Origin of the sequence: Roseomonas rosulenta (assembly GCF_016106005.1) — a bacterium.
Lineage (GTDB): Bacteria > Pseudomonadota > Alphaproteobacteria > Acetobacterales > Acetobacteraceae > Neoroseomonas > Neoroseomonas rosulenta.
Genome location: NZ_JACADR010000017.1, coordinates 1 through 19,533 on the forward strand (window position 1 = coordinate 1; position 19,533 = coordinate 19,533).

The 19,533-nt window shown below is 69.6% G+C and carries 19 protein-coding genes; 18 read left to right on the top strand and 1 reads right to left on the bottom strand.

All coding sequences use genetic code 11. The features are described from left to right. The 6 genes from HW578_RS04360 to bchJ form a co-directional block, all read left to right on the top strand. Positions 1 to 732: VWA domain-containing protein (locus tag HW578_RS04360; protein ID WP_232478653.1), on the top strand; the 732-nt coding region annotated here is incomplete at its 5' end. 2 nt (positions 733 to 734) lie between these two features. Continuing rightward, a complete protein-coding gene (bchO, locus tag HW578_RS04365) occupies positions 735 to 1,619 on the top strand; it encodes an alpha/beta fold hydrolase BchO (protein ID WP_198369320.1) in 885 nt (294 codons plus the stop codon). Continuing rightward, complete coding sequence (locus HW578_RS04370; protein ID WP_198369321.1) at positions 1,616 to 2,905, top strand: DUF3422 family protein; 1,290 nt, start codon at positions 1,616 to 1,618, stop codon at positions 2,903 to 2,905. Before bchO ends, HW578_RS04370 begins: the two co-directional genes overlap by 4 nt. Then, complete coding sequence (locus HW578_RS04375) at positions 2,902 to 3,954, top strand: phytoene/squalene synthase family protein (RefSeq protein WP_198369322.1); 1,053 nt, start codon at positions 2,902 to 2,904, stop codon at positions 3,952 to 3,954. Before HW578_RS04370 ends, HW578_RS04375 begins: the two co-directional genes overlap by 4 nt. A gap of 75 nt (positions 3,955 to 4,029) precedes the next feature. Continuing rightward, positions 4,030 to 5,697 (top strand): magnesium-protoporphyrin IX monomethyl ester anaerobic oxidative cyclase, encoded by a 1,668-nt coding sequence (gene bchE / locus HW578_RS04380; RefSeq protein WP_198369323.1) that lies wholly within the window; start codon positions 4,030 to 4,032, stop codon positions 5,695 to 5,697. Between the two features lie 4 nt (positions 5,698 to 5,701). Next, positions 5,702 to 6,289: a bacteriochlorophyll 4-vinyl reductase gene (gene bchJ, locus HW578_RS04385; RefSeq protein ID WP_198369324.1), complete on the top strand. Its 588-nt coding sequence runs from the start codon at positions 5,702 to 5,704 to the stop codon at positions 6,287 to 6,289. Positions 6,290 to 6,296: 7 nt separating this feature from the next. Here the strand turns inward: bchJ and HW578_RS04390 are convergent, their stop codons facing one another. Next, entirely contained in the window at positions 6,297 to 7,088 is a 792-nt protein-coding gene (locus HW578_RS04390) for a DUF2189 domain-containing protein (RefSeq protein WP_198369325.1), read from the bottom strand. A 234-nt stretch (positions 7,089 to 7,322) separates the two neighbouring features. Between HW578_RS04390 and HW578_RS04395 the strand changes: the two genes are divergently transcribed. From HW578_RS04395 to HW578_RS04450, 12 genes are all read left to right on the top strand, one after another. After that, positions 7,323 to 8,189: a polyprenyl synthetase family protein gene (locus HW578_RS04395; protein ID WP_198369326.1), complete on the top strand. Its 867-nt coding sequence runs from the start codon at positions 7,323 to 7,325 to the stop codon at positions 8,187 to 8,189. A gap of 11 nt (positions 8,190 to 8,200) precedes the next feature. Beyond that, a complete protein-coding gene (locus tag HW578_RS04400) occupies positions 8,201 to 9,352 on the top strand; it encodes a methyltransferase (RefSeq protein ID WP_198369327.1) in 1,152 nt (383 codons plus the stop codon). 82 nt (positions 9,353 to 9,434) lie between these two features. Beyond that, the gene (gene bchC / locus HW578_RS04405) at positions 9,435 to 10,373 is read left to right on the top strand and encodes a chlorophyll synthesis pathway protein BchC (RefSeq protein ID WP_198369328.1); all 939 of its coding nucleotides are present in this window, start codon (positions 9,435 to 9,437) and stop codon (positions 10,371 to 10,373) included. Further along, complete coding sequence (locus tag HW578_RS04410; RefSeq protein ID WP_198369329.1) at positions 10,370 to 11,377, top strand: chlorophyllide a reductase iron protein subunit X; 1,008 nt, start codon at positions 10,370 to 10,372, stop codon at positions 11,375 to 11,377. Before bchC ends, HW578_RS04410 begins: the two co-directional genes overlap by 4 nt. 72 nt (positions 11,378 to 11,449) lie before the next feature. Next, positions 11,450 to 12,892: a chlorophyllide a reductase subunit Y gene (bchY, locus tag HW578_RS04415; RefSeq protein ID WP_408906243.1), complete on the top strand. Its 1,443-nt coding sequence runs from the start codon at positions 11,450 to 11,452 to the stop codon at positions 12,890 to 12,892. A gap of 2 nt (positions 12,893 to 12,894) precedes the next feature. Then, positions 12,895 to 14,331 (top strand): chlorophyllide a reductase subunit Z, encoded by a 1,437-nt coding sequence (gene bchZ, locus HW578_RS04420; RefSeq protein ID WP_198369330.1) that lies wholly within the window; start codon positions 12,895 to 12,897, stop codon positions 14,329 to 14,331. A 142-nt stretch (positions 14,332 to 14,473) separates the two neighbouring features. After that, on the top strand, positions 14,474 to 14,653 hold the full coding sequence (locus tag HW578_RS04425) for a light-harvesting protein (protein WP_198369331.1): 180 nt from the start codon (positions 14,474 to 14,476) through the stop codon (positions 14,651 to 14,653). Between the two features lie 27 nt (positions 14,654 to 14,680). Continuing rightward, positions 14,681 to 14,860 (top strand): light-harvesting protein, encoded by a 180-nt coding sequence (locus HW578_RS04430; RefSeq protein ID WP_198369332.1) that lies wholly within the window; start codon positions 14,681 to 14,683, stop codon positions 14,858 to 14,860. A 122-nt stretch (positions 14,861 to 14,982) separates the two neighbouring features. Further along, on the top strand, positions 14,983 to 15,807 hold the full coding sequence (gene pufL / locus HW578_RS04435; protein WP_198369333.1) for a photosynthetic reaction center subunit L: 825 nt from the start codon (positions 14,983 to 14,985) through the stop codon (positions 15,805 to 15,807). Positions 15,808 to 15,829: 22 nt separating this feature from the next. Beyond that, positions 15,830 to 16,810, top strand: a complete 981-nt coding sequence (pufM, locus tag HW578_RS04440) for a photosynthetic reaction center subunit M (RefSeq protein ID WP_198369334.1) — start codon at positions 15,830 to 15,832, stop codon at positions 16,808 to 16,810. Continuing rightward, positions 16,807 to 17,898, top strand: coding sequence for a photosynthetic reaction center cytochrome PufC (pufC, locus tag HW578_RS04445; RefSeq protein WP_198369335.1), 1,092 nt, complete (start codon positions 16,807 to 16,809; stop codon positions 17,896 to 17,898). The genes pufM and pufC overlap by 4 nt, the downstream gene beginning before the upstream one ends. Before the next feature lie 95 nt (positions 17,899 to 17,993). After that, the gene (locus HW578_RS04450) at positions 17,994 to 19,520 is read left to right on the top strand and encodes a phytoene desaturase (RefSeq protein ID WP_198369336.1); all 1,527 of its coding nucleotides are present in this window, start codon (positions 17,994 to 17,996) and stop codon (positions 19,518 to 19,520) included. The last annotated feature ends 13 nt before the right edge of the window (positions 19,521 to 19,533 follow it).

Consider the following 19,533-nt stretch of genomic DNA (forward strand, 5'->3'; position numbering starts at 1 on the left):
GGCCGCCCCGCCGGGACGCGGCAGGGAGAATTGCGCGCGGGCGCCAGGCTCGCGCTGGTCGAGACGCTGCGCGCCGCGGCACCCTGGCAGCCGATCCGTCGCCGCGGCCGCAGCGGCGGGCCGCGCCTGCTGGTGAAGCGCGAGGACATTCGCCTGCGCCGTTTCGAGGCCCCGCAGGAGACCACGGCGATCTTCGTGGTGGACGCGTCCGGCTCGGCCGCGATGCATCGCCTGTCGGAAGCCAAGGGCGCGGTCGAACTGCTGCTGGCCGATTGCTACGTGCGCCGCGACAAGGTGGCGCTGATCGGCTTCCGCGGGCGGGGTGCGGACATCCTGCTGCCGCCGACCGCCTCGCTGGTGCGCGCGAAGCGATCGCTGGCGGGGCTGCCAGGCGGGGGCGGGACGCCGCTCGCCGCCGGGCTCGATGCCGCGCGCAGCATGGCTGAGGCCTGCCGGCGCGCTGGGCGCACGCCGTTGCTGGTGCTGTTGACCGATGGCCGCGCCAATGTGGCGCGCGATGGCACCGGCGGGCGGGCGCAGGCGGAGGCCGATGCGCTCGATGCCGCGAAGCCCTTGCGCATCGCCGCCGTGCCGGCGCTGCTGGTCGATACCGCGCCGCGGCCGCAGCAATTCGCCAAGGACCTCGCGGCGGCAATGGGCGCGCGCTACCTGCCTCTGCCGATGGCCGATGCGGCGCGCCTGTCGGGCGCCGTGCGCGACGCGGCGGCCTGACCATGAGCGACCGCCCCGCCTGGCAGGTCGACGGCCGCGACTGGCCGAACCGCGATCACAGCCGCTTCCTGCGCGCCGGCGGGATCGATTGGCATGTGCAGGTGGCGGGGCAGGGCCCGGTCGTGCTCTTGCTGCACGGAACCGCGGCGGCGACGCATTCCTGGCGCGACGTGCTGCCGCTGCTGGCGCGCGACGCGCGGGTGGTCGCACCCGACCTGCCCGGCCACGGCTTCACCGGCATGCCGGGCGATCAGGGGCTGACCCTGCCGGGCATGGCGCGGCTGGTGGATGCGCTGCTGGGCGTGCTGGACGTGAAGCCGGACCTCGTCGTCGGCCATTCCGCGGGTGCCGCCGTCGCACTGCGCATGGTGCTGGACGGGCGGATCGCGCCGCGCGAGGTGGTCTGCCTGAACGGTGCGCTCACGCCGCTCGGCGAGGAGCACGCCGCCTTCTTCACGCGCGCAGCGCGGCTGCTGGTGGGACTGCCCTTCGTACCGAAGCTGTTCGCCTGGCGCGCGGCGAACCGCGCCGTGGCGGAACGGCTGCTGCGGGACACCGGGTCGACCATCGATTCGCGCGGGGTCGATCTTTACGCACGGCTGTTCCGGCGCGCGGGTCATCTCTCGGGTGCCTTGCGCATGATGGCGAACTGGGACCTGCGGCCGCTGCTGCGCGACCTGCCGCGGCTGCGCGCGGACCTGCTGCTGGTGGTGGGGGCGAATGACCGCACCATCGCGCCGGCCAAGGCGCGGCGCATCCAGGAGATCCTGCCGCGCGCGCGGATCGAGACGCTGCCGCGCCTCGGCCACCTGGCGCATGAGGAACGGTCTGGTGTCGTGGCGGAACTGCTGCTGCGCGAACTCCTTGCGGAGATGGCGGAGCCGTGAGCCTTCCGGCCTCCCATCCGCTGCGCGTCGAGCTGAACGACGAGGTGCATGCGCGCCCGCCCGAGGCGCTGGCACCACCCTGCCGCATCTCGCACCTGGCGCTGATCCCGCCCGAGGGCGCGCCGCGCGACCAGGCGCTCTCGGCCTTGCAGGACCTGGCGCGGCGCTACGGCGCACCGGCGCCCGAGGCCGGTTCGGCCCATTACAGCGCCGACCTCGGCCCCTTCCGCCTGAAGTGGGAACGGCATACCGAGTTCAGCCGCTTCATGGTGATCGTGCCCGGCGTGGCGGCGGATCCCTTCGCCACCACCGCCTTCAATGTCCTGCCGGCCGACTGGATCGAGGCGCTGCCCGGCCAGGTGATCGCCGCGCAACATGTGGCGCTGGTGCCCGATGATGGCGCGCCGCTCGACCTCGCCGCGCTCTCGGCGCGCTATTTCGCGGGCAACCACCTGCTCGGCGCCGAGGTAAGCGGCGGGCGTGCGACGGCTGTCACCGACTTCCGCATCCAGGCCGACGGCTTCAGCCGCTTCCTGTTGCTGGATCGCGGCACCGGCGAACGCCAGGCCGGGCGCATCGTGCAGCGGCTGCTCGAGATCGACACCTACCGCGTCATGGCGCTGCTCGCCTTCCCGCTGGCGCGCGAGCTCTCGCCGGTGCTGGCGGCACATGAGCGCGAACTCGCCGCGGTGGCCGATGCGCTGGTGGGCTGCGGGGAGAATGACGAGCCCGTGCTGCTCGACCGCCTGACGCGCCTGGCGGCCGAGACCGAGAGCGGGGAGGCGCGCAACCGCTACCGCTTCGCCGCGGCCGCGGCCTATTACGAGATCGTGCAACGCCGCATCGAGGACCTGCGCGAGGGCCGCATCGAGGGCATGCAGACGGTGCGCGAATTCACCGAGCGGCGCCTCGCGCCGGCGATGAATACCTGCCTCGCGATGGCGCAGCGGCAGGAGATGCTCTCGCAGCGCGTGGCGCGCGCCACGCAGTTGCTCTCCACGCGCGTCGACCTCACGCGCGAGCGGCAGAACCAGGCGCTGCTGGCCTCCATGGACCGTCGCGCGCGTCAGCAGCTGCGCCTGCAGCAGACCGTCGAGGGGCTCTCGGTCGCCGCCATCACGTATTATGTGGTCGGGCTGATCGCCTATGCCGCCAAGGCGGTGTCGGATACGCGCCTGCCGCTGCGCGACGACGTCGTGACCGGCATTGCGGTCCCGGTCGTGGCTGCGCTTGTCTACTTCGCCACGCGCCGGGTCAGGCGGCGGATGGAACGGGAGGACACATGACCGGTTTCCGGATTGCCGAGTTGGACCTCGCCCATTGCCGGCACCTGCTGGCGGGCGGGTCGAAGTCCTTCCACGCCGCATCGATGCTGCTGCCGCGGCGGATCGCGGCACCGGCCACCGCGCTCTATGCCTTCTGCCGCGTGGCGGATGACGAGATCGACCTGTCGCAGAGCAAGCAGGCGGCGATGCTGCGGCTTTCGGCCAGGCTCGATGCCGCCTATGCCGGCACGCCGCAGGATGATCCCGTGGATCGCGCCTTCGCCGCCGTGGTGCACCATTTCGGCATCCCGCGCACCCTGCCCGAGGCGCTGTTGGAAGGCCTCGCCTGGGATTCGGTCGGACGGCGCTACGAGGACATGGCCGAGCTCGAAGCCTATGCGACGCGCGTCGCGGGCACCGTCGGCGTGATGATGACGCTGCTGATGGGCGTGCGCGATACGGACGCGATCGCACGCGCCTGCGACCTCGGCCTCGGGATGCAGCTGACCAACATCGCGCGGGACATCGGCGAGGATGCGCGCGAGGGACGGCTCTTCCTGCCGCTGTCCTGGCTGCGCGAGGAAGGCATCGCGCCGGAGGAATTCCTCGCCGCGCCGCGCTTCACGGCGGCGATCGGGCGGCTGACCGCGCGGCTGCTGGCGGCGGCTGACGTGCACTATGCGCGTGCGAGCGCCGGCATCGCGTTGCTGCCCCGCGATTGCCGCGCCGGGATTGGCGCGGCGCGGGTGATCTACGCCGAGATCGGACGCGAGGTGGAGCGCAACGGACTCGATTCCATCAACCGCCGCGCGGTGGTGCCGGGCTGGCGCAAGGCGGTGCTGCTGGCGCGCGCGGCCGGCGCGCTGGTCGGAGGGCGCGATGGGGCAGGGGAGCCGCCCTGCGAGGCGGCGTCCTACCTGGTCGATGCTGTAGCCGCCTCACCCCGACCGCGCGGGCTGATCCCGCGCGGCTGGGGATCGCGCCTTGTCTGGGCGCTCGAAATGATGGACCAGATCGACCGCGACGGCGGGCGGCGATCCTACAATGTGTCAACCGTCAACGCAGATTGACATATCGCAAGGCGCGGGGGGCCTGAAGCACCCCAGCCTGCTCCACGCCGCGCTGGATGCGGCGGGAGCCCAGGGATGCGCATCGTCCTCATTCATCCGAACTACCATTCCGGCGGCGCCGAGATCGCGGGCAACTGGCCGCCCTCCTGGGTCGCGTATCTCTCGGGCTTCCTGAAGGCGGCGGGCTACACCGACATCACCTTCATCGACGCGATGACGAACCACCTGACGCATGACCAGGTGCGCGAACGTCTCGCGGCGCTCAAGCCCGACCTGATCGGTGCGACGGCGATCACGCCGGCGATCTACGAGGCGGAGTCGCTGCTGAAGCTGGCGAAGGAGACCTGCCCCGGCGCCGTGACGGTGCTCGGCGGCATCCACGGCACCTTCATGTACCCGCAGGTGCTGGCCGAGGCCCCGTGGATCGACGTGGTGGTGCGCGGGGAAGGGGAGCAGGTGCTGCTCGACCTCGTGCGCTGCATCGACGAAGGCCGCTGGCCGACGGGGCGCGACAGCGTGAAGGGCATCGCGTTCCTGGATGCCGAGGGCATCGTGAAGGCCACCCCCGCCTGCCCGCCGATCAAGGAGGTGGACCGCATCGTCGCCGACTGGGGCATCCTGGACTGGTCCAACTACGTCTACATTCCGATGAACACCAAGGTCGCGATCCCGAACCTCGCGCGCGGCTGCCCCTTCACCTGTTCCTTCTGCAGCCAGTGGAAGTTCTGGCGCGACTACCGGGTGCGCGACCCGCGCAAGGTGGTGGACGAGATCGAGGACCTGGTGCGCAACCACGGCGTGGGCTTCTTCATCCTGGCGGACGAGGAACCCACCATCCACAAGAAGAAGTTCGTGGAGTTCTGCGAGGCGCTGATCGAGCGCAACCTGCCCGTGCTCTGGGGCATCAACACGCGCGTCACCGACATCCTGCGCGACGAGGCGCTGCTGCCGCTCTATCGCAAGGCGGGCCTCATCCACATCTCGCTCGGCACCGAGGCCGCGGCGCAGCTCAAGCTCGACCGCTTCAACAAGGAGACCACGGTCGCGCAGAACAAGAAGGCGATCCAGCTGCTGCGCGCGAACGGCATCGTCGCCGAGGCGCAGTTCATCGTCGGCCTCGAGAACGAGACGGTCGAGACGCTGGAAGAGACCTACCGCATGGCGCTCGACTGGGATCCGGACATGGCGAACTGGGCCATGTACACGCCCTGGCCGTTCAACGACCTGTTCCAGGAGCTGGGTGACAAGGTCGAGGTGTTCGACTTCTCCAAGTACAATTTCGTGACGCCGATCATGAAGCCGGACGCGATGGACCGCGCCACGCTGCTCGACCGCACCATGCACAACTACCGGCGCTTCTACCTGCGCAAAACCTTCCTCGGCTATCCGTGGATCCGCGACAAGGTGAAGCGGCGCTATATGCTCGGCTGCCTCTGGGCCTTCGCGAAGTCGGGCTTCCAACGCACCTTCTACGACCTCGGCAAGGTCGGCTACTGGGGGCCGCAGTCGAAGAAGAAGGTCGATTTCCACTTCGACGACTCGCGCACGCTCACGACCGAGGCGGCGCGCGCGCCGCACAACGCGATGTGGAAGACCATGCATCGCCCGAAGGTGAAGATTCCGGCGGCGAATGCGGAGATACGCGCCTGTGGCGGCGGCGAGGAGCAGCTGACCGAGTCGCAGATGGACGCGGTCGCCGCCGCGCCGGCGGGGCGCGAAAGGGCGCCGCTGCAGGGAGACTAGCGCCGTGTCCGGAGCGACGGGCCGTATCGGGCCGAATGCGGTGACGCGCCTTGCCGAGTCGCTGGACGCCCTGCGCGGGCATGCCGAGACGATCGCGGTCTTCGCGGGGGCGGGGCTTCGGGATCGCCTCGCGGAGCCGCCCGAGCGCATGGTCGATGAAGCGGAGGTGATCGCGCTGCACGCCGCGCTGCGGGCACGCCTGCCCGACCAGGCCGCCGCCATCGCCACGGATGCCGGGCGCCGCACCGCGGACTACCTGATCGCGCACCGCATCCCGCGCGTCATACGCCTGGTGCTGCCGCGGCTGCCGGCACGCATCGCCGCGCGCATCCTGCTGGCGGCGATCGGCCGCCACGCCTGGACCTTCGCCGGCAGCGGGCGGTTCAGCGTGCTGCACGGGCGCGGGGCGCGCTTCGCCATCGCGGGCGGTCCGCTCGCCCGCGGCGTGCAGGCGCCGGCGCCGGTCTGCGACTACTATGCCGCCACTTTCGAGGGCCTGTTCCGCGCCCTGGTGCATCCCATGGCGCGGGTGAAGGAGACCGCCTGCGAAGCCTGCGGCGCGCCCGCCTGCATGTTCGAGGTACGCTGGTAGCGCGGCCTCAGGCCACCACCACCTTGCGGTAAAGGTGCCAGGTGGCATGCCCGAGCACCGGCACCACCACGGCCAGGCCGATGAACAGCGGCAGGGTGCCGACCACCAGGCCCGCCACCACGACCATGCCCCACAGCGCCATTGCGCCCGGGTTCAGCGCAACCGCGCGGATCGAGGTGCGGATCGCGAGGCCGGGCGTGACCCCGCGGTCGAGGATCATCGGGAAGGACACCACCGTGAGCACCAGCACGAGCACCGCCAGGGCACCGCCGACCGCATTGCCGAGCAGCAGCATGCGCAAGCCCGCCGGCGTGTCGAGCACGTCGTGCAGCAGCGCGCCCAGAGTCGCATGCGGCGCCGCGCCGACCGTGCTGCCATAGATGACCTGCGCCGCGACCAGCCAGAACAGGAAGATGCCAAGCAGCATCAGCCCCAGCGCGGCGATCGACAGGATAGCGGGCGAGCGAAGCACGGCGAAGGCGTCCAGCCAGGAGACGGCGTGCCCCTGCTCGCGCCGCCGGCTGATCTCATAGAGGCCGATGGCCATCACCGGGCCCATCAGCGAAAGGCCCGCCAGCAGCGGGTAGAGCAGTGGCAGCAGCGGACCGCCCCAGGCCGCCCGTGCCGCGACGAAGCCGATCACGGGATAGAGCAGCCCGAGGAAGAAGAGCTGGGTGGGTGCGGCGAGGAAGTCATCGAGGCCGCGGGAGAGCGCGTCGCGCAGGTCGGCCACGCCGATGCGGCGCAGTTCAGGCACGGCGGGCGCCAGCGGCGCCGTCGACATCAAGGCTCGAGCCATCTTGTCCTCCGCGATGTGCAGTGCGGATGGACCCTGCCGGCGGGTGCCGACAGGCGCTCCGCAGCAGGCAGATGGTGCGTTTCTGTCGCGAACGAAGGGGGGAGGCTGGGAAAGCCGTTGACGGCACTGTCAGAATAAGTTGACAGTTCAATCCGACAGGATGTGATGACGGACGTGTTTCGCCATCGCCGCGCGGCACCCCGCGCCCGCCACGCCGGAGGGAAAGGTCAGACGATGGATCCCGCGACACGCATCGAGAGCACGTTGGCCGATTCCGTCCTGCTGGCCGAGGCCACCGGCGCACCGCCGCGCCTGGCCGCGGCCATGCGCCACGCCGTCTTCCCGAAGGGCGCGCGCATCCGCCCCCGCCTGACGCTGGCGGTCGCCATGGCCTGCGGCGACGACCGCCCGCGGCTGTCCAGCGCGGCGGCGGCCTCGATCGAGCTGCTGCACTGCGCGTCGCTCGTGCATGACGACATGCCCTGCTTCGACGATGCGGATACGCGCCGCGGCAAGCCCTCCGTGCATCGCGCCTTCGGCGAGCCGCTGGCGGTGCTGGCAGGCGATGCGCTGATCATCCTGGCCTTCCAGACGCTGGCGCGCGCCGCGCCCTGCGCGCCGGAGCGACTTGGCCATGTGATCGGCGCGGTCGGCGATGGCGTCGGCGTGCCCTTCGGGATCGTCGCTGGCCAGGCCTGGGAATGCGAACCGGCGGTGAACCTCTCGGACTACCAGCGGCAGAAGACCGGGGCGCTGTTCGCGGCCGCCGCGGTGGCTGGCGCCGCCGCCGCAGGGTCGACCGACGCCGAGGCCTGGCGCCTGCTCGGCGACCGGCTGGGCGAGGCCTACCAGGTGGCGGACGACCTGCGCGATGCGGTCGAGGACGAAGCCACCATCGGCAAGCCGGTCGGGCGCGACAAGGCGCTCGGGCGGCCGAGCGCGGTTGCGGAATTCGGGCTGAAGGGTGCGGTCGCGCGGCTTTCGATGCTGGCCGATGGCGCGGTGGCGTCGATTCCCGACTGCCCGGGCCAAACGGTGCTGCGCGGCCTGATCCTGGCGGAGACGCGCCGCCTGTTGCCGGCGAAGCTGGCAGCGGCCTGAGCGCCCGACGCATGTCGGGGGCCGACACCTTGGGCGCGGCGCCGCAGGTCTCGTGGCTCGACCGATTCCGCGCCGTCCGCGAGGGGCTGGCGGCGAAGCCCGGCTTCCGCCGCTGGGCCGCGCGCTTCCCGCTCACGCGGCCCTTCGCGCGGCGGCGGGCGCGGGCGCTGTTCGATCTCTGCGCTGGCTTCGTCTACACCCAGGTGCTGCTGGCCTGCGTGCGGCTGCGTGTGTTTGCGATCCTGGCGGAAGCGCCGCTGACGACGGAGCGACTCGCGCCGCGTCTCTCGCTGAGCCCTGAGGCGACCGAACGACTGATGGCCGCGGCGGCGGCGCTGCAGCTCACCGCGCGGCGCAGCGATGGCGCCTGGACGCTGGGGCAGCTCGGCGCCGCGATGATCGGCAATGATGGCATCGCGGCGATGGTCGAGCACCACGCCATGCTCTACGCCGACCTCGCGGATCCGGTGGCGATGCTGCGCCGTCCGCGCGGCGGCAACGCGCTGTCGGACTACTGGGCCTATTCCGGTGCGGAGCAGCCTGGCGCGGTCAGCGCCGATCGCATCCGCGACTACACGGCGCTGATGGCGGCGAGCCAGCCGATGGTGGCCGAGGAAGTACTGGCCAGCTACCGCTTCGACCGGCACGCGCGCGTGCTCGATGTCGGCGGAGGCAACGGCGCCTTCCTGCGCGCGGTGGCGGCTGAGACGCCGCGCATCGAGCTGATGCTGTTCGACCTGCCGGCAGTGGCCGAGGAAGCGCGTGCGCGGTTCGCCGCAGCGGGACTCGGTGCGCGCGCGAGCGTGCATGGCGGCGACTTCACGCAGGACGAGCTCCCGCGCGGTGCCGACCTGATCACGCTGGTACGGGTGCTGCACGACCACGACGACGACGTGGCACTCGGCCTGCTGCGCCGGATTCGCGCCGCGCTTCCGCCGGGCGGAGCGCTGCTGCTGGCCGAACCCATGGCGGGGACCAGCGGCGCCGAGCCGATGGGCGAGGCGTATTTCGGCTTCTACCTGCTGGCGATGGGGCGTGGCCGTCCGCGCACACCCGAAGAAATCTGCAGCATGCTTGCGGCCGCCGGTTTCTCGGAAAGTCGCATGTTGTCAACGCCGACGCCGCTGCTGACGCGCGCCGTGCTGGCGGCGGTGGCGTCATGACGCCCGACTCGCTGTCAGTTTGGCTTGACAGTTTTTGTTGTCACTTTACGCTGACTTACAACCTGCTCCTGGGAGGGCCGCCGTGGATACCATCGCAGTCCTGCTGAAGGCCCCCGAGGACCTCGTGCTCAGCCGACTCACCCTCACCCCGCCTGGCGACGACGACATCGTCGTTGCCGTGGAATGGAGTGGCATCAGCACCGGCACCGAGCGCCTGCTCTGGTCGGGCCGCATGCCGCACTTCCCGGGCATGGGGTATCCGTTAGTGCCGGGCTACGAGTCGGTTGGACGCGTGATCGCCGCCGGCAGCCAGGCCACGCGTCGCCCCGGCGAGCGGGTGTTCGTCGCCGGTGCGCGCTGCTTCGGCGACGTGCGCGGGTTGTTCGGTGGCGCTGCGGCGCGGCTCGTGGTGCCGGACAAGCGGGCCGTGCTGCTCGACGACGCGACGGGGGCCGAGGGCGTGCTGCTGGCGCTGGCCGCCACCGCCTGGCACGCGATGGCTGCGCCGGGTGCGGCGCTGCCGGACCTGATCGTCGGGCACGGCGTACTCGGGCGGCTTCTGGCACGCATCGCGGTGCTCCAGGGTGGTGCGCCGGTGGTGTGGGAACGCAACGCGGCACGCCGCGCCGGTGCGCAGGGCTATGAGGTGGTGGATCCCGACGCCGACGTGCGGCGCGACTACCGCAGCATCTACGACGTGAGCGGCGACAGCGACATCATCGACCTGCTGGTCCAGCGCATGGCGCCGGGCGGCGAGATCGTCCTCGCGGGGTTCTACAGCGACCGCATCGGCTTCTCCTTCCCGCCGGCCTTCATGCGCGAGGCGCGCATCCGGATCGCCGCCGAATGGCAGGAGGCCGACCTGCGCGCGACACGCGACGCGATCGCGGAAGGACTGCTGCGGCTCGATGGCCTGGTGACGCACCAGGAAGCCGCCGAACGTGCCCCCCAGGCCTACGCGCAGGCCTTTACCGACCCGGCCTGCCTCAAGATGGTCCTCGACTGGAGAGATTGTGCATGAACGCCCCGACCGGCTTCTCTCCTGCGGCCAGCCAGGCCGCAACACTGCGCGCCGAAGCGTCGATCGAGCCCGACCCGGTGCATACCGGCGAGGTGAAGAAGCAGGCCCAGGTCATTGCCATCTACGGTAAGGGCGGGATCGGCAAGTCCTTCACCCTGGCGAACCTGTCCTACATGATGGCGCAGCAGGGCAAGCGCGTGCTGCTCATCGGCTGCGACCCGAAGTCGGACACCACCTCGCTGCTGTTCGGCGGTCGGTCCTGCCCGACCATCATCGAGACCTCGTCCAAGAAGAAGCTCGCCGGCGAGCAGGTGCAGATCGGCGATGTCTGCTTCAAGCGCGATGGTGTCTTCGCGATGGAGCTCGGCGGACCGGAAGTGGGACGCGGCTGCGGCGGGCGCGGCATCATCCACGGCTTCGAGCTGCTGGAGAAGCTGGGCTTCCATCAGTGGGACTTCGACTACGTGCTGCTCGACTTCCTGGGCGACGTGGTGTGCGGCGGCTTCGGCCTGCCGATCGCCCGCGACATGTGCCAGAAGGTGATCGTCGTCGGGTCGAACGACCTGCAGTCACTCTATGTCGCGAACAACGTCTGCTCGGCGGTGGAATACTTCCGCAAGCTGGGTGGCAATGTCGGCGTCGCCGGCATGGTGGTGAACAAGGATGATGGAACCGGGGAGGCCGCGGCCTTCGCCGCCGCCGCCGGCATCCCGGTCCTGGCCGCCATCCCGCAGGATGACGACATTCGTCGCAAGAGCGCGAACTACGAGATCATCGGCACGCCCGACAGCCAGTGGGGCGCGCTGTTCCAGGCGCTGGGCGTTCAGGTGGCGGAAGCCCCGCCGCTGCGCCCGAAGCCGCTGACGCATGACGAACTGCTCGGCCTCTTCAAGGGCGAGGCGGTCGGCCGCGGCGTGGTGCTGGACCCGGCGACGATGGAAGACATGTGCGGCGCCGAGGTGATCACCAAGCCCTCCCTCGAAGTGGTCTACGAGGGCGCCTGAGTGATGGACGCTCTCCCTCCTGCCGGTCCGCCGCCCGCCTCTGATGGCGGTTGCCACGGCGGTCGCGAGACCATGCTGGAGGCCGCACGTGCGGCCGGGAAGGGCGAGGCGATGGAACGCCTGGCCGCCGACTATCCAAAGGGGCCGCACGACCAGCCGCAATCCATGTGCCCGGCCTTCGGGTCACTGCGCGTGGGCCTGCGTATGAAGCGGGTGGCGACGATCCTCTCGGGCAGTGCGTGCTGCGTCTATGGCCTGACCTTCACGAGCCACTTCTACGGTGCCAAGCGGACCGTGGGCTACGTGCCCTTCAATTCCGAGACGCTGGTCACCGGCAAGCTCTTCGAGGACATCCGCGACGCGGTGCACGCGACGGCGAAGCCCGAGGACTACGACGCGGTGGTCATCACCAACCTCTGCGTGCCGACCGCTTCCGGCGTGCCGCTCGAATTACTGCCCAAGCAGATCAACGGTGTGCGGATCATCGGCATCGACGTGCCGGGCTTCGGCGTGCCGACCCACGCGGAAGCCAAGGATGTGCTGGCCGGTGCGATGCTGCGCTACGCCCGCACCGAGGCCGAGGCCGGCCCCGTGGCCCGTCCGCGCAACCTGATCGAGGGCGAACCCACCGTCTCGCTGATCGGCGAGATGTTCCCGGGCGATCCGCCGGGTGTCGGCGCGATGCTGGCGGCGATGGGGCTGTCGTTGGCGCCGTCCACGCCGTGCCGCGAGTGGCGCGACCTTTACGCCGCGCTTGATTGCGTGGTCGCGGCCGCAGTCCATCCCTTCTACACGGCGAGCATCCGCGAGTTCAAAGCCGCGGGACGGCCGGTGGTGGGCTCTGGCCCTGTCGGTGTCGATGGCACGGCCGCCTGGCTGGACGCGATCGGCGGTGCGGCCGGCCTGCCGCAGGCGAAGATCGATGGCGCGAAGCAGCGCTTCCTGCCGGCCATCGCCGGGGCGCTGGCCGCGGCGCCGGTCAAGGCCCGCGTGACGGTCTCAGGCTACGAAGGTTCGGAACTGCTGGTCGCGCGCCTGCTGGTCGAGGCCGGCGCAGAGGTGCCCTATGTGGGCACCGCCTGCCCGCGCACCGAATGGAGCAATGCCGACCGCGAGTGGCTCGAGGCGCGCGGGGTGCATGTGCAGTACCGCGCCTCGCTCGAGCAGGACCTCGCGGCGATGAAGGATGTGCGCCCCGACCTGGCGCTCGGCACGACGCCGCTTGTGCAGAAGGCCAAGGAACTCGGCATCCCCGCGCTCTACTTCACCAATATGGTGAGTGCGCGTCCGTTGTTCGGGCCGGCCGGCGCGGCATCGCTCGCGGGCATCGTCGCGGCGCAGACCGGGCAGCGCGAACGCATGTCGCGCATGGTCGGCTTCTTCGAAGGTGTCGGCACGCCCGATGGCGCGGGCTACGGTTTCCGCGCGAAGCCCTCCGATCCGCCAGGCTTCCGCGAGCGCCAGCGCAAGCTGCGCGCCGCGAAGGCCAAGGCCGAAGAAGCGGTGGGGACCTGAGCATGCTCGTCCTCGATCACGACCGGGCAGGGGGCTACTGGGGCGCCGTCTACGCCTTCTCCGCCGTCCGCGGGCTGCGTGTGATCATCGACGGCCCCGTCGGCTGCGAGAACCTGCCGGTCACGGCGGTGCTGCACTACACCGATGCGCTGCCGCCGCATGAGCTGCCGATCGTTGTGACGGGCCTCGACGAAGGCGCGCTGTCACAGACTGGCACCGAAGGGCCGATGAAGCGCGCGGCCGCCACGCAGGATCCAGACCTGCCCGCGGTGGTGGTGACCGGGTCGATCGCCGAGATGATCGGTGGTGGCGTGACGCCGCAAGGGTCGAACCTGCAGCGCTTCGTCCCGCGCACCATCGACGAGGACCAGTGGCAGTCGGCGGACCGCGCCATCAACTGGCTGTGGACCGAATTCGGCTCCAAGCGCGGCAAGATCAAGCCGCGCGTGCGCAAGGATGGCGAGAAGCCGCGCGTCAACATCATCGGGCCGATCTACGGCACCTTCAACATGCCCTCGGACCTCGCGGAAATCCGCAGGCTGGTCGAAGGCATCGGCTGCGAGATCAACCTGGTCTTCCCGCTCGGCAGCCATGTCGAGGATATCGGCAAGCTGCCCGATGCGGATGTGAACATCTGCATGTACCGGGAATTCGGGCGCCGACTGTGCGAGACGCTGGAGCGCCCGTACCTCATGGCGCCCTTCGGGATCTTCGCCACCACGAATTTCCTGCGCAAGCTCGGTGAGCTAACCGGCCTCGATGCCGAGCCCTTCATCGAGCGCGAGAAGCACAGCACCATCAAGCCGATCTGGGACCTGTGGCGCTCGGTCACGCAGGACTTCTTCGCCACCGCCGCCTTCGGCGTGCACGCGACCGAGACCTACAGCCGCGGCCTCACGCGCTTCCTGTCGGACGAGATGGGCGTGCCCTGCGCCTTTTCCTTCGCCCGCAAGCCCGGGGAGAAGCCTGACAACCAGGCGGTGCGCGAGGCCATCAAGGCCAAGCCGCCGCTGGTGATCTTCGGGTCCTTCAACGAAAGGATGTATGCGCAGGAAGCGGGCTGCCGTGCCGCCTACATTCCGGCGTCCTTCCCCGGCGCAATCATTCGCCGCGCCACTGGCACGCCCTTCATGGGCTACGCCGGCGCGACCTACATCGTGCAAGAATACTGCAACGCGCTGTTCGACGCGCTGTTCCACATCCTTCCGCTCGCCACCGAGATGGACAAGGTGGAGCCGACGCCGGCGCGCCCGAGCGAGCGTTGGGAGCCCGAGGCGGTCGCGCTGCTCGACCGCATGGTCGAGAGCGAGCCCTTCCTGCTGCGCATCTCGGCCGCGAAGCGCCTGCGCGAACGCATTGAACGCGACGCACGCGCGGCCCGCGAAGATTGCGTCACCGCCGAGCGCGTGGCGCTCAGCCTTGAACTGGAGGGCGCGTGATGTTCCGCGCCTGGCCACACACATCGCGCCGCCCTGCACAGGGCCGCGCCACCAGTCGACCAGGGCGGCTTGCCGCCAAGGCGATCCCAGCCGCGCGGGGTATGCGCGGTAACCGCCGAAAGGCGAATGTGGAGGTCTCCCAATGACCGAAGCACGTACTACGCGTCTTACGGAGGAGCAGGCCCGCGAGGTCCACCGCCTGGTAGTCCAGGGTTGGGTCTTCGCGGTCTTCGCCTCCATGGGCGCCCATATCCTCGTCTGGCTCTGGAGGCCACTGGTCTATACCGGCCAGATGGTCCCGCCCGACTGGCGCTTCTTCTGAAGCCGAACGGGAAGAGGGAAATAGATCATGCATAAGATCTGGATGGTGATCGACGCGCGTCGCGTGGGTTTCCTCGGTGCGGCCGGTGTCATGGCCGTGGCGACGATCCTTCACTTCGTGGTCATGAGCTCGCCGCGCTACTGCGACCACTGGGGTTGGTGCGCGACGTCGCCCACCTTCGTGCCCGGCCAGCGGGTCGGGGGCTGATACCCGCGACCCACGCCGCGTACGCGGCGGACTGGGCGAGGCCCCGCATGGGGCCTCGCCCGCACACCCGACGGCCGTGACCGGACGGCGGAACGCAACCGCCCGAGGGAGGAGTTGAAGCGATGGCCATGCTGAGTTTCGAACGCAAATACCGTGTCCGCGGAGGCACCCTGGTCGGCGGCGACCTGTTCGACTTCTGGGTCGGACCGTTCTGGGTCGGCTTCTTCGGCGTGACCACGATCTTCTTCACCGTCGTCGGCACGGTGCTGATCCTGATGGGGGCTGCGATCCAGGGCACCTGGAATCCGTGGCTGATCAACATCGCGCCGCCGGATCTCTCCTACGGCCTGCGCCTGGCGCCGATGCGCGAAGGCGGGTTGTGGCAGATGATCACGATCTGCGCGATCGGCGCCTTCGTCTCCTGGGCCCTGCGCCAGGCGGAGATCAGCCGAAAGCTCGGCATGGGGTACCACATCCCGATCGCTTATGGTGTGGCGGTCTTCGCCTACATCACGCTGGTGGTGATCCGCCCGGTGTTGATGGGCGGCTGGGGCCATGCCTTCCCGTACGGCATCTGGAGCCACCTCGATTGGGTGTCCAACGTCGGCTACCAGTACCTGCACTTCCACTACAACCCGGCACACATGATCGCGGTGTCGTTCTTCTTCACCACGACCTTCGCGCTCTCGCTGCACGGCGGCTTGGTGCTCTCGGCCCTGAACCCGCCCGAAGGCGAACCGGTGAAGGCGCCCGAGCATGAGAACACGTTCTTCCGCGACTTCATCGGGTACTCGATCGGCACGCTGGGCATTCACCGCCTGGGGCTGTTCCTCGCGCTCTCGGCCGGGTTCTGGAGCGCCGTGTGCATCGTGATCAGCGGTCCTTTCTGGACGCGGGGCTGGCCCGAATGGTGGGGCTGGTGGCTGAACCTGCCGATCTGGAACTGACGGGAAGGAAAGGGCAGACACCATGGCCGAATACCAGAACATCTTCACCCGGGTGCAGGTCCGCGGACCGACACCCTACCCGGGCATCCCGCTCGGTCCCGACAACGACGCCCGGGACGGTACGCCGACCGAGGTCCATCTCTTTGGCCGCCTGGGCGATGCGCAGATCGGGCCGATCTACCTTGGCTACACCGGCATCCTCTCGCTGCTCTTTGGCTTCATCGCCTTCGAGATCATCGGGCTGAACATGCTGGCCTCGGTGAACTGGAACCCGCTGCAGTTCGTCCGGCAGCTCTTCTGGCTCGCGCTCGAACCACCTGGCCCTCAGCATGGGCTGCGCTTCCCGCCGATGCGCGAAGGCGGCTGGTGGCTGGTCGCCGGCTTCTTCCTGACGATGTCGATCCTGCTGTGGTGGGTTCGCACCTATCGCCGGGCACGTGCGCTCGGCATGGGCACGCATGTGGCCTGGGCCTTCGCTGCCGCCATCTGGCTCTACCTGGTGCTGGGCTTCATCCGCCCGATCGCCATGGGCTCCTGGAGCGAGGCGGTGCCCTTCGGCATCTTCCCGCACCTCGACTGGACCGCGGCCTTCTCCATCCGATACGGGAACCTGTTCTACAACCCGTTCCACGCGCTCAGCATCGTCTTTCTCTACGGGTCGACCCTGCTGTTTGCGATGCACGGTGCGACCATCCTCGCCCTTGGTCGCTACGGCGGCGAGCGCGAGATCGAGCTCACGCTCAACCGTGGCACCGCAGCCGAGCGCGGTGGCCTGTTCTGGCGCTGGACGATGGGCTTCAACGCCACCTTCGAGAGCATCCACCGCTGGGCCTGGTGGTTCGCCGTGCTCTGCCCGATCGCGGGCGGCATCGGGATCCTGTTGACCGGCACGGTGGTCGACAACTGGTACCTCTGGGCGGTTGATCGCCACTTCGCCCCTGCCTACCCGACGCCGTGGCCGGCGACGGTCGATCCTTCGATCACGCAGGGAGCGGCGCGATGAGCACCTTCAACCTTAAGGTGGGCGCTGCCGTCGGCGCCCTCGTCCTCGCGGCGATCCTGGTGCCGACCTTCGAGCGGCCCCCGGTGCAGACCACGCAGGGCGGCTTCCGCGGTACCTCGATGGGCACGGTCGTCAATCCGCGCCTGCGTGCCACCACGGTGGCGGCGAGCCAGGTGCCCGCCGCGCCCGAGGCCGCCGACAATGACGGCGACCGCGCCAGCGCGATCTATCAGAACGTGCAACTTCTTGGCGAACTGTCGAATTCCCAGTTCCTGCGGATCATGCAGTCCATGACGGAATGGATCGTCCCGCAGGCGGTGCGCGACGAGGGCAATGGCTGCGCCTATTGCCACAACGTCGAGAACATGGCGTCCGACGAGGTCTACACGAAGGTGGTCGCGCGCCGGATGCTGCAGATGGTGCGCACCATCAACAACCATCCGCATGTCGGGCAGACGGGCGTCACCTGCTACACCTGCCACCGCGGCCGGCCCGTGCCTGCCGAGGTCTGGTCCGCGCCCGTGCTGCCGCAGCACGGCCTGCAGGCGCAGACCGGACAGAACCACCCCTCGCCGGCGGCGGGGCTGTCCTCCATGCCGGTCGATCCCTTCTCTCCCTATCTGCTGGGCGACCGCAACATCCGCGTGATCAGCCAGACTTCGCTGCCACGCTACAACACGACCAGCATCCAGCAGACCGAGGGCACCTACGCGCTGATGATGCACATGTCCTCGAGCCTCGGGGTCAACTGCACCTTCTGCCACAACAGCCGGTCCTTCGCGGCGTGGGAGAGCAGCCCGCCGCAGCGTGTGACCGCCTGGCACGGCATCCGCATGGTGCGCGACGTGAACATGTCCTACATCGCGCCGCTCACCCCGCTCTGGGCCGCCAATCCGAATGGCCCGCCGGAAGCGGGCCCTCGCGTCGCACGCCTCGGACCGGCCGGCGACGCACTCATGGTCAACTGCGCCACATGCCATCGGGGCCTGAACAAGCCACTCAACGGGGCCCCGATGCTCCAGGACTATCCCGAACTGCGTGCAATCAGCGGCGGACCTGCCAGGTCGGCAGCTCTCGTTCCGCAGTGATGACGGCGGCGGCGCCACTCCCCGGTCGCCGCCGGGGATAGGTAGGGGGAGCGGCTCGTCCGCTCCCCCCTTTTTTTCTTTCGGAGGCATGCAGCATGGCGCGCGACGGCAACGAGACACCACGCGACTCACGACCGCATGCCGTGGTGATCGGCTCCGGCTTCGGCGGGCTCGCCGCTGCGATCCGCCTCGGTGCGCGGGGCTGGCGCGTGACGGTGCTCGAGAAGCTCGATGCGCCGGGCGGCCGCGCCTACGTGTTCCGCCAGGACGGCTTCACCTTCGATGCGGGCCCCACCATCATCACCGCGCCCTACCTGCTCGAGGAATTGTGGTCGCTGGCCGGGCGGCGCCTGTCGGACGATGTCGACCTGCGGGAGATGAACCCCTTCTACTTCATCCGCTTCGACGACGGCACGGTGATGCGCTGTTCCGCCGACCTCGAGGCCACCCGCGCCGAGATCCGCCGCATTGCGCCCGAGGATCTGGCCGGCTTCGAACGCTTCATCCTCGAGAGCGAGAAGATCTACAAGGTCGCCTTCGAGGAACTCGCCGATCGGCCCTTCCACCGCTTCGGCACGCTGCTGAAGGCCGCGCCGGACATGATCCGGCTGCAGGGCTACCGCACGGTCTATTCGCGCGTCAGCGACTACTTCTCGAACGAGAAGCTGCGCATCGCCTTCTCCTTCCACCCGCTGCTGATCGGCGGCAACCCGCTGACCACGACAGCCTATTACTGCCTGATCGCGCATCTGGAGCGCATGCATGGCGTGCACTACGCGATGGGCGGCATGGGTTCGCTCGTGCAGGGTATGGTGGGGCTGATCGACCGGCTCGGCGGCAGCCTGCGCTGCAACGCCGAGGTCGCACGCATCGAGGTCGACCAGGGCCGCGCCACCGGCGTCACGCTCTCCTCCGGGGAGCGGATCGACGCGGACATCGTCGTCTCGAACGCCGATGTCGCCTGGACCTATTCGAAGCTGCTCGGCCACCACAAGCGTCGCCGCTGGACCGACCGCAGGATCGCCCGCGCGCGATACTCCATGAGCCTCTTCGTCTGGTACTTCGGCACGAAGCGCCGCTACGACGACGTCTACCATCACACCATGGTGCTCGGCCCGCGCTACGGCGACCTGCTGCGCGACATCTTCACCCACAAGCGCCTGTCCGAGGATTTCAGCCTCTACCTGCATCGGCCGAGCGCGAGTGATCCTTCGCTGGCGCCGGAGGGCTGCGATTCCTTCTACGTGCTGGCCCCCGTGCCGCATCTGGGCAGCGGCACCGACTGGACGGCGAAGGCGGAATCTTATCGTGCGGCCATCCAGCAGCGGCTCGAGCAGACCGTGCTTCCGGGCCTGGGGGATGCGCTCGTCACCTCCCGCGTGATGACGCCGCAGGATTTCCGCGACCGGCTGCTATCGGTCAACGGCGCGGCCTTCGCACTGGAGCCGCAGCTCTTCCAGAGCGCCTGGTTCCGTCCGCACAATGTCAGCGAGGAGGTTACTAACCTGTTCCTCGTGGGCGCGGGCACGCATCCCGGCGCAGGCGTTCCGGGGGTGATCTCCTCGGCCAAGCTGCTCGACCAGGTGGTGCCGGACGCCGTGGCCTTCGCCCGGACCGCATAGGCCGGGGATCGCG

Excerpts from the sequence above, each read along its gene's own strand:
- bchO (WP_198369320.1), top strand. The coding sequence starts at position 735 with ATGAGCGACCGCCCCGCCTGGCAGGTCGACGGCCGCGACTGGCCGAAC.
- HW578_RS04375 (WP_198369322.1), top strand. The coding sequence starts at position 2,902 with ATGACCGGTTTCCGGATTGCCGAGTTGGACCTCGCCCATTGCCGGCAC.
- bchE (WP_198369323.1), top strand. The coding sequence starts at position 4,030 with ATGCGCATCGTCCTCATTCATCCGAACTACCATTCCGGCGGCGCCGAG.
- HW578_RS04390 (WP_198369325.1), bottom strand. The coding sequence starts at position 7,088 with ATGGCTCGAGCCTTGATGTCGACGGCGCCGCTGGCGCCCGCCGTGCCT.
- HW578_RS04395 (WP_198369326.1), top strand. The coding sequence starts at position 7,323 with ATGGATCCCGCGACACGCATCGAGAGCACGTTGGCCGATTCCGTCCTG.
- HW578_RS04400 (WP_198369327.1), top strand. The coding sequence starts at position 8,201 with ATGTCGGGGGCCGACACCTTGGGCGCGGCGCCGCAGGTCTCGTGGCTC.
- HW578_RS04410 (WP_198369329.1), top strand. The coding sequence starts at position 10,370 with ATGAACGCCCCGACCGGCTTCTCTCCTGCGGCCAGCCAGGCCGCAACA.
- bchY (WP_408906243.1), top strand. The coding sequence starts at position 11,450 with ATGCTGGAGGCCGCACGTGCGGCCGGGAAGGGCGAGGCGATGGAACGC.
- bchZ (WP_198369330.1), top strand. The coding sequence starts at position 12,895 with ATGCTCGTCCTCGATCACGACCGGGCAGGGGGCTACTGGGGCGCCGTC.
- HW578_RS04425 (WP_198369331.1), top strand. The coding sequence starts at position 14,474 with ATGACCGAAGCACGTACTACGCGTCTTACGGAGGAGCAGGCCCGCGAG.
- HW578_RS04430 (WP_198369332.1), top strand. The coding sequence starts at position 14,681 with ATGCATAAGATCTGGATGGTGATCGACGCGCGTCGCGTGGGTTTCCTC.
- pufL (WP_198369333.1), top strand. The coding sequence starts at position 14,983 with ATGGCCATGCTGAGTTTCGAACGCAAATACCGTGTCCGCGGAGGCACC.
- pufM (WP_198369334.1), top strand. The coding sequence starts at position 15,830 with ATGGCCGAATACCAGAACATCTTCACCCGGGTGCAGGTCCGCGGACCG.
- pufC (WP_198369335.1), top strand. The coding sequence starts at position 16,807 with ATGAGCACCTTCAACCTTAAGGTGGGCGCTGCCGTCGGCGCCCTCGTC.
- HW578_RS04450 (WP_198369336.1), top strand. The coding sequence starts at position 17,994 with ATGGCGCGCGACGGCAACGAGACACCACGCGACTCACGACCGCATGCC.